Source organism: Streptomyces sp. NPDC047841 (assembly GCF_040704085.1).
GTDB lineage: Bacteria > Actinomycetota > Actinomycetes > Streptomycetales > Streptomycetaceae > Streptomyces > Streptomyces argyrophylli.
The window spans coordinates 55,810-72,504 of the sequence record NZ_JBEYRP010000017.1; the positions used below are offsets into that span (position 1 = coordinate 55,810).

The window sequence follows — 16,695 nt, forward strand, 5'->3', positions numbered from 1 at the left end:
TTCCGGATGGTGTACCCGGGCGGACGCAAGGCACCTCCGGCGGCGAGCGGACGGACGCCGGACACAGCACGGTGGAGTGGGCGGAGCACCGACGGCCGCGCGACCACCTGGGGGATTCGCGCATCCGTTCCCACCGCCCACGCGGAAGCAGTCCCTACGGAGACGACGGACACAGACACGACGGAGGGAACCGGGATGCGTCCTACCCACGCGAAGGAGCACCGTGCGGCCTCGCCGCCGCGGCCGGTCGCGACGACGGCCGTGGCGGCGCCCGCCCACGGGCCGGTGGCCGGCGACGGCGCGGGGCGGGACGGAACCGAGGCGTGCTCGGCGGCGGCCGGACCGCTTCCGGCCGGGCCCGACGAGGTGCGCCGGACCGACGCCGACGTGCCCGGCGCCGTCGACCGGGTGCTCGACCAGGCACTGGCGGAGCGCCTGCGCCGCGCACGGCTGGCGGATCCGCTGTTCGCGCAGGACGTGGCCGAACGGGTGACGCGCTTCACTCTGGAGGGTGGTAAACGCACACGCGCTCAGCTGGTGTGGTGGGCCGCGCGGGCCTGCGCCGGCCGGGACGCCGCCACGGCGGGCAGGGCCCTGCGGATCGGCGGCGCCCTGGAGCTGCTCCAGACGTGCGCGCTCGTCCACGACGACGTGATGGACCGGGCCGCGCTGCGACGGGGCCGGCCCACGCTGCACACGGACCTCATGGCCGGGCACGAGGACCGGGTGGGGCCCGAGCGGGCCCGGCGGTTCGGGCAGTCGGCGGCGGTTCTCGCCGGGGACCTGGCGCTGGCCTGGGCCGACGACCTGGTGGCGGAGATCCCGCTGGCGGCGTGGACGGGGGTGGTGGTGCGGCGGCTGTGGAGCGACATGCGCACGGAGATGGTGGCCGGCCAGTACCTGGACCTGCACGGCCAGATCACCGCGTCACGGTCTCTGGCCCGCGTGCTGCGCGCCGCCCTGCTGAAGAGTGCCTTGTACTCGGTCGAGCGGCCCCTCGCCCTGGGAGCCGCCGTGGCGGGTGCGGACGACGGGACGCTGCGCCGGCTGTGCGACGCCGGGCGCTGTGCCGGCATGGCGTTCCAGCTGCGCGACGACCTGGACGACGTCTTCGGCGACCCGCTGGAGACCGGCAAGGCGTGCGGCGGTGACATCCGGGAGGGCAAGCCCACCTATCTGGTCGCGGTCGCCCGCGCGCGGGCGGAGGCCGCCGGTGACGGCGCCGCGCTCGCCGTCCTGGACCGGCGGCTCGGTGACGGGGCCCTCACCGGGGCCGGCCTGGACGAGGTTCGGGAGGTGCTCGTCGCGACGGGTGCGCGCGCCACCGTGGAGATCAAGGTCGACCGGCTGGCCGCGCAGGGGCTGCGGCACTTCGACCGCGCCCTGCTCGATCCGGAGGGCGCGGCGCCGTTGCGCGCCCTGCTGCTCGCCACGGCCGGGGCACGGCCGGGCGGGGAAGCCGCCGTACGGCCGCGGTCCTGGCAGGGCCCGTACGCCCCCCATCCCCGCGGCGCGGGGAGCGGCCGGTGACCCGCACGCTGCCCGGGCGCACGGATCACGTGGTGGTCGTCGGCGCCGGACTCGCCGGACTGTCGGCGGCGTTGCACCTGCTGGGCGCCGGACGCCGGGTGACCGTCGTGGAGCGCGAGGAGCTGCCCGGCGGGCGGGCCGGACGCCTCGACCTCGGGGGCTACCGGGTCGACACCGGGCCCACCGTGCTGACCATGCCCGACCTCGCCGACGAGGCGTTCGCCGCCGTCGGGGACAGTCTGTACGAGCGGGTCGAGCTGGTCCCCCTGCACCCGGCGTACCGGGCCTGCTTCGCGGACGGCAGCGGCCTGGACGTGCACACCGGCGCGGAGGCGATGGCGGCGGAGGTGGAGCGCTTCGCCGGCCCCGGTGAGGCGGCGGGCTACCGGCGGCTGCGCGACTGGCTCGAGCGGCTGTACCGGGCGCAGATGCGCCGGTTCATCGACGCCAACTTCGACTCCCCGCTCGGCCTGCTCACCCCCGATCTCGCCCGATTGGCCGCCCTCGGCGGTTTCGGTCGCCTGGACGCACGGATCGGCCGGTTCCTGAGCGACGAGCGGCTGCGCCGGGTGTTCTCCTTCCAGGCGCTGTACGCGGGTGTGCCCCCGGCCCGCGCGCTGGCCGCGTACGCGGTCATCGCCTACATGGACACCGTCGCGGGCGTGTACTTCCCCCGGGGCGGCATGCACGCCCTGCCGCGGGCGATGGCGGACGCCGCCGCGGCGGCGGGCGCCGACCTGCGGTACGCGCAGCGGGTGACCCGCCTGGAGCGGTCCGGCGAGCGCGTCACGGCCGTCGTCACCGACGCGGGCCGCATCCCGTGCGACGCGGTCGTCCTCACCCCGGACCTGCCCGTCGCCTACCGGCTGCTCGGGCGCCGGCCGCGCCGGCCGGTGCGGCTGCGCCACTCGCCCTCGGCGGTCGTGCTGCACGTCGGCACGGACCGTACCTGGCCCCGCCTCGCCCACCACACGATCATGTTCGGCGCGGCGTGGCACACCACGTTCGACGAACTGACCCGCGCCGGACGGCTGATGAGCGACCCGTCGCTGCTTGTCACCCGTCCCACGGCCACCGATCCGGGCCTCGCGCCGCCGGGTCGCCACCTGCACTACATCCTCGCCCCCTGCCCCAACACCGACATCGGCCCGGACGCGGCGGCCTGGTCCGACCTCGGTCCGCGCTACCGGGACGCGCTGCTGCGGGAACTCGGGCGGCGCGGCCTTGAGGGCGTCGCGGACGCCGTCGAGGAGGAGTGCCTGGTCACCCCGGCCGACTGGCAGGCCCGGGGGCATGCCGCCGGAACTCCCTTCTCGGCCGCGCACACCTTCGCGCAGACCGGGCCGTTCCGGCCGCGGAACCTGGTGCGCGGCACGGAGAACGCCGTCCTCGCCGGCTGCGGCACCACACCCGGCGTCGGCGTGCCCACGGTGTTGCTGTCGGGGAAGCTGGCCGCGACCCGCGTCACGGGGGTACCCGGGCGCGCCAACACCCGCCCGCGCCCCTCGCGCCCCACCGCGAGCGCCGCCGTCCCCGACCGGCCGGGCGCCCGGGCCCCCGCCGGTTCCCCGAGGGTGTCCTCGTCCCCGTCCGGCGGAGCGGAACCGGCGGCCGAACCGCGCGTGTGCGACACACCTCCCGGCCGGGCCGCCGGCACCCAGGGACCGCCGTCGTCCCCACCGCGTCCACCTGCTGCCGCGGCACAGTCCGATACACCACAGAGCCCCCCGGCCGCCCCTGCTGCCCCCACGACCGAAGGCGGGACCCGATGACCGACCGAGAGCTGGACGCGGCGGGGATCACCGATCCGGCGCTGCGCGCGGCCTACCGGCACTGCCGCGCCCTCAACGCGCGGCACGGCAGGACCTACTTCCTCGCCACGCGGCTGCTGCCCGTCGAGCGGCGGCCGGCCGTGCACGCCCTCTACGGCTTCGCCCGCTGGGCCGACGACATCGTCGACTCCCTCGGCACCGGTGCCGGAGCCGACGCGCGGGCGGAGGCGCTGACCCGGCTCCAGGAGGAACTGGAGGAGGGGCTGCGGCGGGGCGGCGGCGGGGAGCCCGTGGTGCGGGCCCTCGCCGACACCGCCCGCCGGTACGCCATCGACCACGTCCACTTCCGGGACTTCATGACCGCGATGCGCTCCGACCTGACTGTGACCGCCTACCCCACCTACGCGGACCTGTGCGCGTACATGCACGGCTCGGCCGCGGTGATCGGGCTCCAGATGCTGCCGGTGCTGGGCACGGTGGTGCCGCGGGAGGAGGCCGAGCCGTACGCCGCGGCGCTCGGCGTCGCCTTCCAGTTGAGCAACTTCCTGCGGGACGTCGGCGAGGACCTGGACCGCGGGCGCGTCTACGTGCCCGCCGACCTGCTGGCCGGTCACGGCGTCGACCGGGAGCTGCTGGTCCGCAGCCGCGCGTCGGGCCGCCCCGACCGCCGGATCACGGCCGCGCTCAGGGAGTTCGAGGCGCTGACCCGCGGGGTGTACCGGGCGGCGATGCCGGGCGTCGAACTGCTCGAACCGGTGTCCCGGCCCTGCATCCGCACCGCGGCCGTCCTGTACGGCGGCATCCTGGACGCCGTCGCGCGCGACGGCTGGGCCGTGCTGCACCGGCGGTCGGTGGTGCCGCGACGGCGCAGGGCGGTCGTCGCCGCCGACGGGCTGGTCCGGGTGGCGACGGCCCGGCTCCGCATGCGGGCCGGTGCCGGACACCGGCCGCCCGAGCGCGCCCGCGACCTGCCCGCGGCCGTGCTCCCGCCGGCGGCGGCCGTCCGCCCCGCCGAGGAGGTCGCGTGAGCCGCCGTCGTCCGCTGCTGTCGCTGCGCCGCCGTGCCGTGCCGTGGGAGCGGCAGCGGCCCACCTGGCGCGAGGCGCGGCCCGGGGTGATCGCCGGGGCGCTGAAGCGGGCGCAGGCCCGTCCGTCCGGGAACTGGTTCGTGGTCGGCGCCTCCCGCGCCCTGCGCGGCGACGGCAAGCTGGCGCGGACCGTGGCGGGGCAGGAGGTCGTGGTGTGGCGAGGGCCTGACGGGCGCCTGGTGGGCGGGCCGGGTGTCTGCCCGCACCTGGGGGCGCCGTTGCGGGACAGCCCGGTGCGCTGCGGCACCCTGGTGTGCCACTGGCACGGACTGGCGCTGGACGGCCGCGCGTACGCGGGCTGGGCGCCGCTGCCGGTGCACGACGACGGGGTGCTGGTGTGGGCCCGCCTGGACGAGGTGGGCGGTGAGGAGCCGCTGGACGCGCCGGTCGTACCGCGGCGGCCGGGGCTGCCGGGCGCTGTGGACAGTGTCTGCACCGTCGTGGGTGTCTGCGAGCCCGAGGACGTGGTGGCCAACCGGCTCGATCCGTGGCACGGAGGCTGGTTCCACCCGTACTCGTTCGTCGACCTGACGGTGGTCGACGCGCCCGGGGACCGGGCCGGTGCGGCGGACGACGGGCCGGACTCGCTGACGGTCGACGTGTCCTTCAAGGTGGCGGGCCGGCTGGTCGTGCCGGTGCGCGCCGTGTTCACCGCCCCCGAACCACGCACGGTCGTCATGCACATCACTGGGGGCGAGGGCGCGGGTTCCGTCGTGGAGACCCATGCCACGCCGCTGGGCGCGGACGAGGCCGGGCGGCCCCGCACCGCCGTGATCGAGGCGGTGGTCGCCGCCTCGGACCGTCCGGGTTTCGCCGCCGTCCGCGGGGCCGCGCCCTTGCTGCGGCCCTTGGTGCGTGCCGCGGCGGGGCGGTTGTGGCGGGACGACCTGGCGTATGCCGAGCGGCGCTGGCAGCTGCGGTCCACCGGCCGGTTCCCGGGCTGAGGGGCGCGCGGGCGGCTTCCCCGGCCGTCCTCGTACCCGCGTTCACCGGTCGAAGGCGGCACGGCGGATCGCCCTGCGCTGGCTCGCGGTGGTGGCGCCCCAGACGCCGTCGGTCTCGCCGTGGCGGACCGCCCAGTCACGGCAGGGCAGCAGCACCGGGCAGCGCAGGCACACCGCGCGGGCACGCGCTGTCGCGAGGTCCGTCTCCACCAACGGGAAGAACAGCTCGGGGTCCTCGCCGACGCACAACGCCCGGACGCGCCAGTCGGGTTCGGGGTTCCGGAACACGGGTGAGGGGGTCATCTCGTGCCTCCACGGGCCGATCAGGGCATCGGTGTCAACGCGGCAGGGAAGCCGCGGTCCCGGCAGAGGTGGACGTCATGCTAATCGCACTCGGTCACGGAAGGCCATACCCGACTTTCGGGATATACCGGTCCGGTGCCCGCGCCTTCACCGTCGCCCGTGCCCGCACCCGCGCCCGCGCCCGCGCCCGCGCCCGAACGGAGGATCGTCGGCGGCGCGCCGCGTCCGGCGCCCGCCGACCGGGCGGAACCGTCCGAGAGTGGCCTCACCGGATACCGGTACCGCTGGGGCAGCCCGAGGTCCGGTGCCGGACCCCGGCCCGGCACCGGTCGCGGCGCCGGGCACAGGAACTCCGGGCCCGCACCGCACGGAAGGCACCCAGCCACGACCCGGAAGGCTCCGCCGCGATGACCACCCCGCACTGGATCTTCGGCGACCAGCTCGGTCCCCATTTCCTCACGCCCGCCGGTGAGGACGGCCCCGACCGCGGGGCGCCCCTGGTGATGATCGAGGCCCGGTCGGTCTTCCGGCGGCGCCGCTTCCACCGTGCCAAGGCACACCTGGTGCTCTCCGCGATGCGGCACCGCGCGGCGGAACTGGGCGGGCGGATGACGTACGTGCGGGCCGAGACCTACCGCGAGGGCCTGCGCCGAGCGGTCGGCGGCGGGCCGGTCACGGTGTGCCACCCCACCTCCTACGCGGCGCTCCGGCTGGTGCGCTCGCTGCCACGGGTGCGGGTGCTGCCCGCCCGGGGCTTCCTGGTGTCCCGCGAGGAGTTCGCCGGCTGGGCCGAGGGGCGCGGAGGGCGACGGCTGCTCCAGGAGGACTTCTATCACTGGGTGCGTCAGCAGCACGACCTGCTGATGGAGGGCGGTCACCCGGCGGGCGGCCGGTTCAACCACGACCACGCCAACCGCGAGCCCCCGCCGGGCGGCACCCGGGCACTGGACGTGCCGGGCCCGTTCGAGCCGAAGGAGGACGACATCGACGCCGGGGTGCGCGACGACCTCGACCGGTGGGAGCGCGAGGACGGGGTGCGGTTCGTCGGCCGGGACGGGCCCCGCCGCTTCCCCGCCACCCGGCGGGAGGCGCTGTCGGCCCTGCGCCGTTTCGTGGCGCACCGGCTGGCGTCCTTCGGGCCGTACGAGGACGCGATGCTCGCCGCTGATCCGGTGATGAGCCACAGCCTGCTGTCGTCCTCGCTGAACCTCGGACTGCTGCACCCGGCGGAGTGCGTGGAGCGGGCCGAGCGGGCGTGGCGGGAGGGCGCGGTCCCGGTGAACAGCGCGGAGGGCTTCGTCCGGCAGGTGGCGGGCTGGCGGGAGTACGTGTGGCAGCTGTACTGGCACTTCGGCGAGGACTACCGGCACGGCAACGCGCTCGGGCACACGGGGGGACTGCCCGAGTACTTCGCCGAGCTGGACGCGGACGCGCTCACCGCGCGCTGCCTGGCCACCGTGCTGGCCCAGGTGCGCGACACCGGGTGGACGCACCACATCCCACGGCTGATGGTGCTGGGCAGCCACGCACTGCAGCGGGGCTGGGACCCGGCCGCGGTGACCGACTGGTTCCACCGCTGTTTCGTCGACGGCTACGACTGGGTGATGGTGCCGAACGTGGTGGGCATGTCCCAGTACGCGGATGGCGGCCGGATGACCACCAAGCCGTACACGTCGGGCGGCGCCTACATCCACCGCATGAGCGACCTGTGCGACGGCTGCGCCTACCGGCCCACCGAGCGCACCGGCCCCCGCGCGTGCCCCTTCACCGCCGGGTACTGGGCCTTCCTGCACCGGCACCGGCGGCTGCTGTCCGGCAACGCCCGCGTGCGACGCGCGGTACAGGGCCTGGACCGTCTCGGCGACCTGGAAGAGGTGCTGCGGCAGGAGCGGCGGCGCGCGGCGGGCACGCCGTGAGGGAGCCGGAGGCGCTGCGGACGGACCGGCGGCGTGCGCCCAGCCGGGGCGGCCGGCGAGCGGGGGGACGGAGAGGTGTGCGTCGGGTCACCCGGCGGTGCAGAGCGCGCGCAGCAGCTCCACCGCCTGTGCGAGCCCGGCCGGTCTGATGCCGGCGACGGGCTGGCCCCGGCTCCAGCCGGGACCGCCGAGCACCACCGCCGGGCCGCGCCGCGTCCCCTTCATCCCCCAGCGCAGCCCGGCCACGTGCCGGGCCAGGGCCGGGGCCGCCCGCGTGCTCTCCTGGGCCCACAGCACGACGGCGGCCGGGCCGAGCCGGCGCACCGCCGCGTCCAGCGCCTCGTGCGGAACGGCGGCTCCCAGCATGCGCACCGGCAGCCCCTCCTGACCGAGTGCCGCGTGCAACGCCTCCAGGGGCAGTGTGTGCTGCTCACCGGGGACGCAGGCCAGCAGGACGCAGCCGGCCCCGGAGGGCGCGACGGGGGCGGCCGGCGGCGTGGTGCGGCGCAGCACGGTGGAGACGTGCCAGGCGAGCAGGTGCTCCACCTCCACGTACCGGTCGTCGGAGGAGGCCCAGCGGCGTCCCACGGCGTGCAGGGTGGGCACCATCACCTCCTGCCAGGCGACGACGAGGCCGTGGTGTTCGACGGCGGCGGCGAGCTGTGTCTCGAGCGCGGGTGCGTCCAGCCGTACGGCGGCGCGCGCGAGGCCGCGGCACTCCTGGCGCACATCGCCGAGGGGCAGCGCGCCGGCGGCCCGTGATCGCCCGGGGGGCGCCGGCGGCGCGGAAGCGGTGGCGGTCGCGGCCTCGGAGGGCGGGCCGGCGCAGGCCGTACGGGCGGCGCGGGCCGCGTCGGCGGGCGGAACGCCGGTCGCCGTCAGCCGGCACATCTCCTCGACCGTGGCCACGTCCGTCGCCGTCCAGCGGCGGTGCCCGCCCTCGGTGCGCGCGGTCGGTCCGATGCCGTAGCGGCGGTCCCACGAGCGCAGGGTCATGGGCGACACACCGAGGCGCCGGGCCAGTACACCGGTGGTCAGACCGACATCGCCCGGTACGGCGGACGGTTCGGGGGGAGGCGGTGCGGCGGGGTTCACGGTGGTCAAGTGTCCCTGTTCTCCTGGTGTCCGCGCGCGGGAGGTCGCGCGGACGAGACCGGCGACGAGCACGCGGGCGCGTCGAGCGGGGAAGCCTCCGGCGTCTGCGCCGGCCGGCCCGCGGGGGACGCGCCCCGTGGCCCGTGTTCCTCGTCCCGCGCACCGCCCGTTCAGCGGGCTCGTTCCGGCGCCTCCCCGACCAGGCTCCGGCCCAGGCGCAGCAGGCCGCGCCGGGCGTGGCTCTTGACCGTACCCAGTGGCCAGCCGGTGACGTGGGCGATCTGCGTCTGCGTCAGGTCACCGTAGAACGTCAGGCACAGCACCCGCCGCTGGGCCTCGGGAAGGCGGCGCAGCTCCCGGGTGACGTCCACGCGGTTCAGGACGTCGTCCTGCGCGTACGGCTCCGGTGTGCGGTCCGGCTCGCGTGCCGCCGCCGCGGCGGCGTCCGTGCGCCGGGTGCGGGCGGACAGGGCGTCGGCGATCTTGCGGCGGGTGATGCCCACGAGCCAGGCGGGCAGCGGACCACGGCCCGGACGGTATCCGTGGCGCCCGCGCCAGGCGGCGAGGAACACCGTCTGGGTGACGTCCTCGGCTTCCGCGCCGTCGCCCAGCGACTGCCGCGCCAGCGACAGGACGAGGGGGGCCCATCGGCGGTAGACCGCCTCCATGACGGCCTCGTCCCCGGCCGCGAATCGGTCGGCCAGGTCGTCCTCCGGGGACGCCGTGGGCACGGGCACGGGCACGGCAACGGGCGCGTGCCCCGCTTCGGTCACAGCAAGTGCCGTCATGTCGCCTGCTCCTTTTACGGCCTGTTCCGAGTGGCTTGACGCCTCACGGCCACGGTCCGTCCGGGAGCCCTGCGGGGGCAACTCGCATCGAGTCTGCATCGTATTGCCACGGTCTGCGGGCGCGGGCGCATCCGGCCTGCGCGGGTGGCGACGGTTCGTCCAGGAGCCCTGCGGAGGGAACTCGCACGGGGTCTGCATCGGATTGCCCCCGACCGTGCAGGAGCCCTGCGGACGGAATCCGCACCGGGGCTGCTCCGGTAAGCGCAGCTGTCCCGCCGGAGGACGGCCGGGACGGCCGGGTGCCGCTCGTCCGGGGCCGCCGGGCCGGGTGGGCCCACCACACGCGGTCCCCGGCGTCCCGTACGAGCGCCGGCACCAGCAGGGAACGCACCACCAGGGTGTCCAGCAGCACGCCGAAGGCGACGATGAAGGCGATCTGCACAAGGAACGCCAGCGGAATCACGTCAAGCGCGGCGAAGGTCGCGGCGAGCACCACCCCGGCGGAGGTCATGACCACGCCGGTGGTGACGAGTCGACGCCGAGGGCGACCAGGAAGACCAAACCCGTACAGCGGCACCGCTCGGCGTGCTCGACGGTCCGCCGGTTGCGGGGCCGGGTCAGGGGGTCAGCTCGACTGCGCGGGACCGCTCGGGCGAGGTGCGCAGGATGCCGGCCGCCGCGGCAGCCGATGCGCAGAACAGGGCGAGGAGCAGGAAGGTGTGGTTGAGGGCCACGACGTGGGTCATCCAGCCGATGACAGCAGGTCCCGCGAGCATGCCGATGTAACCGAGTCCGGCGACCCGGGACACGTTGGTGCCCGCAGCCGCGGGGTCGGCGTGTCCGGCGGCGCTGAACAGCTGTGGGATGCAGCCGGACAGGCCCAGACCGAACAGCGCCCAGCCGGTCAGCGCCGCCCAGACCCACGGCGAGAGGGCCACGACCGTGATGCCGACGGCGGCCAGGGCCGAGCCGTACCGCAGGACGGCGACCGGCCCGAACCGCGCGGATATCCGGTCCGCCAGGAGCCTGCCGCTGGTCATCGTCGCCGCGTACGTCCCATAAGCGAAGGCGGCGGTGCTCTCGGGCGCTCCCAGAACGGTCTTGAGGTGCAGGACGCTCCAGTCGTTGGCGGCTCCCTCGCACAGCATGATCAGCAGAGCCAGGACGGCCAGGAGCCAGATCCGGGTGGGAACGGACCGCTTCCTCTCCTCGGGCGCCCCCTGCGCATCGGTCACGGGGGCGGCCGGTTCGGCGGGCAGTAGGCCACGAGCCGACACCAGGGCGGTGATGACGCCGGCGCCCGCGGCGGCGCCCAGCGTCGTGGCGGGGTCCCATCCGATGCCCACGGCCACGGCGCCGGCGAGCGCGGCCAGGACGCCGCCGACGGAGAACGTGGCGTGGAAGGCCGACATGACCGGCCGTTCGTACGCCTTCTCCACCTGTACGGCGTGCGCGTTCATGCTCACGTCGAGGGTGCCGTTGCCGAATCCGAAGACCAGCAGGGCTGCTCCGAGGGCCCACGGCTCCTGGGCGAGGCCGGGCAGCACCAGGGTCACGCTGCACAGCACTCCGGCCGCCGGAACGACGGTGCGCGTGCCGAGCCGGTCGGACAGGCGCCCGCCGACCTGCATGCCGGCGAAAGCCCCTGCGCCCAGCAGCACCAGGAACCCGCCCAGGGCGGCGTGACTGATGCCCACGCGTTCCTCGACGGCCGGGATCTGCACCACCCACATGCCCAGCAACGTGCCGTTGAGGACGAAGTAGACAAACGTCACAACGCGCGAGACGCGCAGCGTTCTTTCCATGCGAGCACCCTAAACGAACACGAGTTATGTTTGAAGCACTACCTTTCGAACGTCTAACTTGTTCGATGCGAGTGGTGTTGAATCACGGTATGAGCACCGTGGAACGTCATCGACTGATCGCCCAGGCCGTCCAGGAGGCAGGAACGGTCACGGTCGCCGAACTGGCCGACCTGACGGGCGCCTCGGACATGACCGTCCGCCGGGATCTGGACCAGTTGGCCGCGCAAGGCGTCCTCGAACGGTTCCGCGGCGGGGCGCGCACGCTCCTCCTGCGCGGGGACGAGCCGCCCTTCGCGCTGCGCACGCATGAAGCGGTCGACGCCAAACGCCGGATCGCGGCAGAGGTGGCCTCGCTCATCACCGACGGTGAGACCGTCCTGCTGGACAGCGGCACGACCTGTCTGGAAGTCGCGCGCCTGCTGCGCGGCCGGCAGGTCACCGTGATGCCCCTGTCACTGCAGGCGATCGGCGTCCTCGGTGACGCCCCCGAACCGACCGCACTCCTCGTGCCCGGGGGCCGGCCCCGCGCCGGTGAAGGGGCCCTCACCGGGCCCCTCACCCTCGCCTCCCTCTCGGCGTTGCGGTTCGACACCGCCGTCCTGGGCTGCTGCGGTCTGACCGCCGGGGACGGCATGACCGCCTACGACCTCGACGAGGCAGCGGTGAAGAAGGCGGTCATCACATCGGCACGTCGCGTCATCGCCGCCGCCGACGGCAGCAAACTCGGCCGCACCGCACACGCCTACGTCGGCCCCTCCAGCCTGGTCGACATCCTGGTCACCGACACCGCCGCGCCCGCCGACGAGACCGGGGCACTCGAGAACAACGGCACCACTGTGAAGATCGTCTGACACCGCCGGAACCTGACTGGCCGGCCCGTCTCCCCCGCGCTCGGCGGACGAGTCGGCTAGTGCGTCACGCGGTAGCGGAGGTAGACGAATTTCGAGCTGATGGTACGGGTCTCGACGAGTTCGAGATCCACCCGGCGCTCGTGCTGGGGGAAGAACGGGATGCCACCGCCGACCAGGACCGGGTGGACCCTGGCACGGTACTCGTCGATCAAACCCAACGAGGCAGCCTCGGCGGCGAGAGTCGCGCCGCCGATCGCGATGTCCCCTTCTCCCGGCTCGGCCCGCAACCGCTCGATCTCCTCCGCCAGGCCGCCGGAGGCCAGGCGGGCGTTGCCCTGTACCGCCGACAGCGTGGTGGAGAACACCACCTTGGGGAGCGCCTTCCAGAGCGCGGCGAACTCCAGCGTCGAGAAATCGAGCGAGGGGTTCTGATCCACGCTCTCCCAGTACAGCATCGTCTCGTACAGCCGTCGTCCCAGCACGTGGACGCCGGCCTCTCGCACCTCGTCGGTGGCGAAGCGGAAGACCTCCTCGTCGGGCGCCGTCCAGTCGAAGCGGCCGTCCGGCCCGACGATGTAGCCGTCGAGGGAGACGCTCATCGAGTAGGTCACGCTGCGCATCGGAAGTCCTCCTTGACGACGGGTTCGACAGTAGGACTGCCGGACACGTCAGGACTCATCGCGACTCGCAGAATCCTCCGGGCCGAGTCGACGTGGCTTCATCGGCCTGAGTCACTCCGAAAAGCGCAGCGTGTTGAGACGGCGTCACGTTTGTGCACAGTGTGCGGTGTTGCCCGAAGGCACGCGAGCGTGGCCGTCGGCCTCACTCACCGGCCGGTCTCCTGGAACAGCGCGAGCTGGTCCTTGACCCAGGGGTCGAACACCGCGAGCCGCTGCTTGGACGACGGGTAGAAGCTCGCCAGCTGGTCCTCGATCCACTGGTCCGTGGGCTGCCGGGCGGCAGGATGGCGGTCGGCGGAGCTCTGGGCGCAACCGGACACGGCGACGGCCGGACGGGGCTCGGGTGCCTGGGCCGTGTTCGCCGTCGCGGGACCGCTGCCGATCGCCATGGCGCCTGCGGCGAGCATCGTGGAAGCGCCGACTATCGCGATCCGTCCAGTCATCTGCATGATCTTCTCCTTCTTGCCGGGCCGCGTTCCCCTGTCCCTCAGGGCGAGACAACGGATGACGCGTGTTCCAGCGGTGGTGCGGTCGCGGGAGCGCCCCTACCCGTTCCTCATGCCGTACACACATCCACAGATTTTTCCGGCATCGGAGTTCTGTCCGCATTCCTCACCGTTCGTACAGGCTGCTCACTCTGTGCAAGGCTGCTGCCGGAGGATCGGCGTCAGGCGGCCAGGGTCTGCGTCGCCTTGGTGGGCGCGGTGCGATTCGCCCGCAGCCGTTCCAGAAGGGCGTCGGCGGCGGCGAGGGCTTCGTCCACCGACTGGGTGCCGGTCATGACGCACAGCGTGTAGGTGGTGTCCTCCAACTCCCGGCTGGAGCGACCGGTGGGGTGCAGGTCATGGCGAAAGCGGGCGTCGGCAAAGCGGGCCAGTACCGCGCGTAGTTCCTTCTCCGCAGGCAGCAACACAGCGACATCCTCCTCGCAGGGCGGGCCGCTCCGCAGGGCCCGCGACGTCCGTGAGCGCGCGCCCGCCGGGCGGCTGCAGGGCCGCGAGAGCGGTGGGTGCGTGCTTCAGGGAGTCGTGTGCCCCGGCTTGATCACCGTATGCATTCCTCCTGCCGCGTTCGGTTGGGGCATCCCGTCCCGGCGGAAAGCGTGATCCCGGCTCCGTCCGCGCCGTGCTGTGCTGTGCTGTGTCACTCGTCCGGGTGGAGTTCGTCGTACACCAGGTCCACCAGCCCCTGGGCCTCGGGCGTACGGGGGTCGGGGGAGACCTCGTAGTACCCGCCCAGGGTCGTGATCACGTCCTTGTGGGAGTCGTCGTGGGTGGTGCCGTCGCTCTGCCACCACCAGATCCTGCTCCGGATCTCGTCCTTCGTCAGCGGGCCGTCCAAGGTGATGTCCTTGCCTTGGACCTTCGCCGTGATCCTCGCCGACTCCGCGCCGGTAGCCATGCGGCTCCTCTCCTTTCCTGCGAGCGGACGCCTCAGCCGCTCTGTATCGATCACAACAGCGGCTACCCCGCCGAAGGCCCGTGCCACGGTTCGAACCGGACAACCACCGGGTCAACCTCGAACACCGGGTGGCCGGGCCATGGCCCCCTGCCGTCGCTGGGAACCGAGCGCCTTCCCGCAATGTGCGCAGGAACGCGTCAGGGGCCCGGCCGATGCCGGGCCCCCGTCTTTTGTAGCGGGTCAGGAGTCGAACCTGCGGCCTCTGGGTCATGTGCCCAGCCGGCTACCGAGCTGCTCCACCCGGCGTGGGTGGTGCCGCTCTGCACAGGGCTCCGCAGGTCGGGTGAGGGACGTCAGCCGCGGACGATGTTCTCGGCCTGGGGACCCTTCTGGCCCTGGGTGACGTCGAACGTGACCGTCTCGCCCTCGACCAGCTCGCGGTAGCCATTGCCGGAGATGTTGGAGTAGTGGGCGAAGACGTCCGGTCCGCCGCCGTCCTGGGCGATGAAACCGAAACCCTTCTCGGAGTTGAACCACTTCACGGTGCCGCTGGCCATACTGCGTCCTTCGATCTTGCCGGGGGTGCCGGCCGGAGTAAGTAGCGGCATCTCCCCCTGCGGGGCGATGCCATCGTCCGTTCTACCCCGACCGGGGCCCTGTCATTCGATCATTCGTCCATGAGTCGGATACGGTCCGATCGAGTGGACCACGTCGCCCCGGATCCGGTGGCCCGAACGGCCGCATCCGGACGCGTCCCGCGATCCCTGCATCCGGGTGAACGGTGCCGAGCAGGCCGCCGTCGTCCCGGTGGCCTCCCCCGTACCACCGGGACCGCGTATGTCGCCCCGCACGGCGCGGCAGGCGCACCCGGGAAGGCATCGGCCGGACGGGTGAGCGTCCCGTGGGCGTGCGGGGCGCGACGAGTCGTGTGGTCTCCGTCCGTGCTCGTAGCGCGAACCTACGCCGTCCTACCGCCCGGCATGGGGCATGGGCCCGGCGCAGCGCCACGGCTTCGGTGGCCGCGGCTTCGCTGCGGCTGGACCGCGGCACCGTAGCCGGGCGTGCTGCCTCAAGTCCCGTTCGCCGGTGCCAAGATGGTCGTGTCGCGGCGAAAGGAGTGCATCGGTGGTCTGGCCGGCCTGCTCGCCCAGCGTCACCGGCAAGGCACTCGTCGCATCGCTGCCCCCGCTCCTTGAAACGGCCAGGCTCGCCGCCTGTCCACCCCACAGGCCCACGGCACCGCTTCGCCCCCTGTCCAGTAAGGAATCACGGCATGATCATCCCGCGCGCCTTCCCCCTGGTCCCCACCTCGATCCATGTGTCCGACGAGGTGCTCGACGACCTGCGCGCCCGTCTCACGCTGACCCGTCCGCCGCTGGACGAGGGGAACGAGGACTGGTCCTACGGCGTCCCGGCCGGCTGTCTCCGTGAGCTGGTCGCCTACTGGCGGGACGGCTACGACTGGCGGAAGGCGGAGGCCGCCATCAACGTCCACGAGCACTACCAGGTGAGCGTCGCCGGTGTCCCGGTGCACTTCATGCGCAAGCCCGGCCGCGGTCCCCGCCCGATCCCGTTGATCCTCACCCACGGCTGGCCGTGGACGTTCTGGCACTGGTCGAAGGTGATCGGCCCGCTCGCCGATCCGGCCGCGTTCGGCGGCGACCCCGCCGACGCGTTCGACGTCATCGTGCCGTCCCTGCCCGGCTTCGGTTTCCCCGGCCCGCTCACCGGCTTCCCGGACGTCAACTTCTGGAAGGTCGCCGACCTCTGGCACACCCTGATGACCGAGACCCTGGGGTACGAGAAGTACGCCGCCGGAGGCTGCGACATCGGCGGCGTCGTCTCCAGCCAGCTCGGCCACAAGTACGCCGACGAGCTGTACGGCATCCACATCGGTTCCGGTCTGCCGCTCGACTTCTTCAACGGCCCCCGCGCATGGGACTTCGCCCGGAACCGCCCCCTCGGCGACGACCAGCCCGCCGACGTCCGCGCCCGGATCATCGAGCAGGACCACCGCTGGGCGTCCCACCTCGCCGTGCACATGCTGGACGGCGCCACCCTGGCCCACGGGCTGAGCGACTCACCCGCCGGACTGCTCGCCTGGCTGCTGGAGCGCTGGAACGCCTGGAGCGACAACGCCGGCGACCTCGAATCCGTCTTCACCAAGGACGACCTGCTCACCCACGCCACCATCTTCTGGGTGAACAACTCCATCGCCACGTCGATGCGTTACTACGCCAACGCCAACCGCTACCCGTGGGCCCCCGCCCACGACCGCACCCCGGTCGTGCAGGCCCCGGTCGGCCTCACCTTCGTCACGTACGAGAACCCACCCGGCATCCGCACCGCCGACGAGCGCGTCCGGGCGTTCAAGACCGGTCCACAGGCCGATTGGTTCAACCACGTCAACGTCAACGCCCACGACCACGGAGGCCACTTCATCCCCTGGGAGAACCCCGACGCCTGGGTGAGCGACCTGCGCCGCACCTTCCACGGCCGCAGGCCCTGAAGGAGGGCCTCCG

At 73.7% G+C, this 16,695-nt stretch carries 16 protein-coding genes and 1 pseudogene; 7 read left to right on the top strand and 10 right to left on the bottom strand.

Annotated elements, in window-relative coordinates; all coding sequences use genetic code 11:
- Positions 1-195: 195 nt before the first annotated feature.
- From AB0947_RS27950 to AB0947_RS27965, 4 genes are read left to right on the top strand one after another with little or no spacing between them, the layout of a single operon-like run.
- Positions 196-1,530 carry a polyprenyl synthetase family protein gene (locus AB0947_RS27950; protein ID WP_366753094.1) on the top strand — a complete coding sequence of 445 codons (1,335 nt, stop codon included), beginning with the start codon at positions 196-198 and terminating at the stop codon, positions 1,528-1,530.
- Positions 1,527-3,302, top strand: coding sequence for a phytoene desaturase (locus AB0947_RS27955; RefSeq protein WP_366753095.1), 1,776 nt, complete (start codon positions 1,527-1,529; stop codon positions 3,300-3,302). The genes AB0947_RS27950 and AB0947_RS27955 overlap by 4 nt, the downstream gene beginning before the upstream one ends.
- Positions 3,299-4,330, top strand: a complete 1,032-nt coding sequence (locus AB0947_RS27960; protein ID WP_366753096.1) for a phytoene/squalene synthase family protein — start codon at positions 3,299-3,301, stop codon at positions 4,328-4,330. The genes AB0947_RS27955 and AB0947_RS27960 overlap by 4 nt, the downstream gene beginning before the upstream one ends.
- A complete protein-coding gene (locus AB0947_RS27965) occupies positions 4,327-5,334 on the top strand; it encodes a DUF5914 domain-containing protein (protein ID WP_366753097.1) in 1,008 nt (335 codons plus the stop codon). The genes AB0947_RS27960 and AB0947_RS27965 overlap by 4 nt, the downstream gene beginning before the upstream one ends.
- 42 nt (positions 5,335-5,376) lie before the next feature.
- Here AB0947_RS27965 and AB0947_RS27970 read toward each other — a convergent pair whose 3' ends face one another.
- Positions 5,377-5,637 (bottom strand): WhiB family transcriptional regulator, encoded by a 261-nt coding sequence (locus tag AB0947_RS27970; protein WP_366753098.1) that lies wholly within the window; start codon positions 5,635-5,637, stop codon positions 5,377-5,379.
- 407 nt (positions 5,638-6,044) lie between these two features.
- Here AB0947_RS27970 and AB0947_RS27975 point away from each other — a divergent pair, with 407 nt between their 5' ends.
- A complete protein-coding gene (locus tag AB0947_RS27975) occupies positions 6,045-7,553 on the top strand; it encodes a cryptochrome/photolyase family protein (RefSeq protein ID WP_366753099.1) in 1,509 nt (502 codons plus the stop codon).
- An 87-nt stretch (positions 7,554-7,640) separates the two neighbouring features.
- On the opposite strand, the gene AB0947_RS27980 is transcribed toward AB0947_RS27975, so the two are convergent.
- The 4 genes and pseudogenes from AB0947_RS27980 to AB0947_RS27995 all read right to left on the bottom strand — a co-directional run bounded on the left by AB0947_RS27980 (position 7,641) and on the right by AB0947_RS27995 (position 11,241).
- Positions 7,641-8,648: a cobalamin B12-binding domain-containing protein gene (locus tag AB0947_RS27980; protein ID WP_366753245.1), complete on the bottom strand. Its 1,008-nt coding sequence runs from the start codon at positions 8,646-8,648 to the stop codon at positions 7,641-7,643.
- Between the two features lie 170 nt (positions 8,649-8,818).
- On the bottom strand, positions 8,819-9,421 hold the full coding sequence (locus AB0947_RS27985; protein WP_366753246.1) for a sigma-70 family RNA polymerase sigma factor: 603 nt from the start codon (positions 9,419-9,421) through the stop codon (positions 8,819-8,821).
- Between the two features lie 334 nt (positions 9,422-9,755).
- Positions 9,756-9,962, bottom strand: a pseudogene (locus AB0947_RS27990) (MMPL family transporter); the annotation flags it as partial.
- A 91-nt stretch (positions 9,963-10,053) separates the two neighbouring features.
- Complete coding sequence (locus tag AB0947_RS27995) at positions 10,054-11,241, bottom strand: MFS transporter (protein WP_366753100.1); 1,188 nt, start codon at positions 11,239-11,241, stop codon at positions 10,054-10,056.
- A gap of 89 nt (positions 11,242-11,330) precedes the next feature.
- On the opposite strand from AB0947_RS27995, the gene AB0947_RS28000 reads away from it, so the two are divergent.
- Positions 11,331-12,092 (top strand): DeoR/GlpR family DNA-binding transcription regulator, encoded by a 762-nt coding sequence (locus AB0947_RS28000; protein ID WP_366753101.1) that lies wholly within the window; start codon positions 11,331-11,333, stop codon positions 12,090-12,092.
- Between the two features lie 56 nt (positions 12,093-12,148).
- On the opposite strand, the gene AB0947_RS28005 is transcribed toward AB0947_RS28000, so the two are convergent.
- The 5 genes from AB0947_RS28005 to AB0947_RS28025 form a co-directional block, all read right to left on the bottom strand.
- Positions 12,149-12,712, bottom strand: a complete 564-nt coding sequence (locus AB0947_RS28005) for a dihydrofolate reductase family protein (protein ID WP_366753102.1) — start codon at positions 12,710-12,712, stop codon at positions 12,149-12,151.
- Positions 12,713-12,918: 206 nt separating this feature from the next.
- Positions 12,919-13,221 (bottom strand): hypothetical protein, encoded by a 303-nt coding sequence (locus AB0947_RS28010; protein WP_366753103.1) that lies wholly within the window; start codon positions 13,219-13,221, stop codon positions 12,919-12,921.
- Between the two features lie 218 nt (positions 13,222-13,439).
- Complete coding sequence (locus AB0947_RS28015; protein ID WP_366753104.1) at positions 13,440-13,685, bottom strand: DUF5133 domain-containing protein; 246 nt, start codon at positions 13,683-13,685, stop codon at positions 13,440-13,442.
- A gap of 230 nt (positions 13,686-13,915) precedes the next feature.
- Positions 13,916-14,173 (bottom strand): hypothetical protein, encoded by a 258-nt coding sequence (locus tag AB0947_RS28020; protein WP_366753105.1) that lies wholly within the window; start codon positions 14,171-14,173, stop codon positions 13,916-13,918.
- A gap of 353 nt (positions 14,174-14,526) precedes the next feature.
- Entirely contained in the window at positions 14,527-14,730 is a 204-nt protein-coding gene (locus tag AB0947_RS28025; RefSeq protein ID WP_014677112.1) for a cold-shock protein, read from the bottom strand.
- A gap of 716 nt (positions 14,731-15,446) precedes the next feature.
- Here AB0947_RS28025 and AB0947_RS28030 point away from each other — a divergent pair.
- Positions 15,447-16,682, top strand: a complete 1,236-nt coding sequence (locus tag AB0947_RS28030; protein ID WP_366753106.1) for an epoxide hydrolase family protein — start codon at positions 15,447-15,449, stop codon at positions 16,680-16,682.
- The last annotated feature ends 13 nt before the right edge of the window (positions 16,683-16,695 follow it).

Coding starts and splice junctions, on each gene's coding strand:
- AB0947_RS27970 (WP_366753098.1), bottom strand. CDS start 5,637: ATGACCCCCTCACCCGTGTTCCGGAACCCCGAACCCGACTGGCGCGTC.
- AB0947_RS28030 (WP_366753106.1), top strand. CDS start 15,447: ATGATCATCCCGCGCGCCTTCCCCCTGGTCCCCACCTCGATCCATGTG.
- AB0947_RS27960 (WP_366753096.1), top strand. CDS start 3,299: ATGACCGACCGAGAGCTGGACGCGGCGGGGATCACCGATCCGGCGCTG.
- AB0947_RS28020 (WP_366753105.1), bottom strand. CDS start 14,173: ATGGCTACCGGCGCGGAGTCGGCGAGGATCACGGCGAAGGTCCAAGGC.
- AB0947_RS28005 (WP_366753102.1), bottom strand. CDS start 12,712: ATGCGCAGCGTGACCTACTCGATGAGCGTCTCCCTCGACGGCTACATC.
- AB0947_RS27975 (WP_366753099.1), top strand. CDS start 6,045: ATGACCACCCCGCACTGGATCTTCGGCGACCAGCTCGGTCCCCATTTC.
- AB0947_RS28000 (WP_366753101.1), top strand. CDS start 11,331: ATGAGCACCGTGGAACGTCATCGACTGATCGCCCAGGCCGTCCAGGAG.
- AB0947_RS28025 (WP_014677112.1), bottom strand. CDS start 14,730: ATGGCCAGCGGCACCGTGAAGTGGTTCAACTCCGAGAAGGGTTTCGGT.
- AB0947_RS27995 (WP_366753100.1), bottom strand. CDS start 11,241: ATGGAAAGAACGCTGCGCGTCTCGCGCGTTGTGACGTTTGTCTACTTC.
- AB0947_RS27950 (WP_366753094.1), top strand. CDS start 196: ATGCGTCCTACCCACGCGAAGGAGCACCGTGCGGCCTCGCCGCCGCGG.
- AB0947_RS28010 (WP_366753103.1), bottom strand. CDS start 13,221: ATGCAGATGACTGGACGGATCGCGATAGTCGGCGCTTCCACGATGCTC.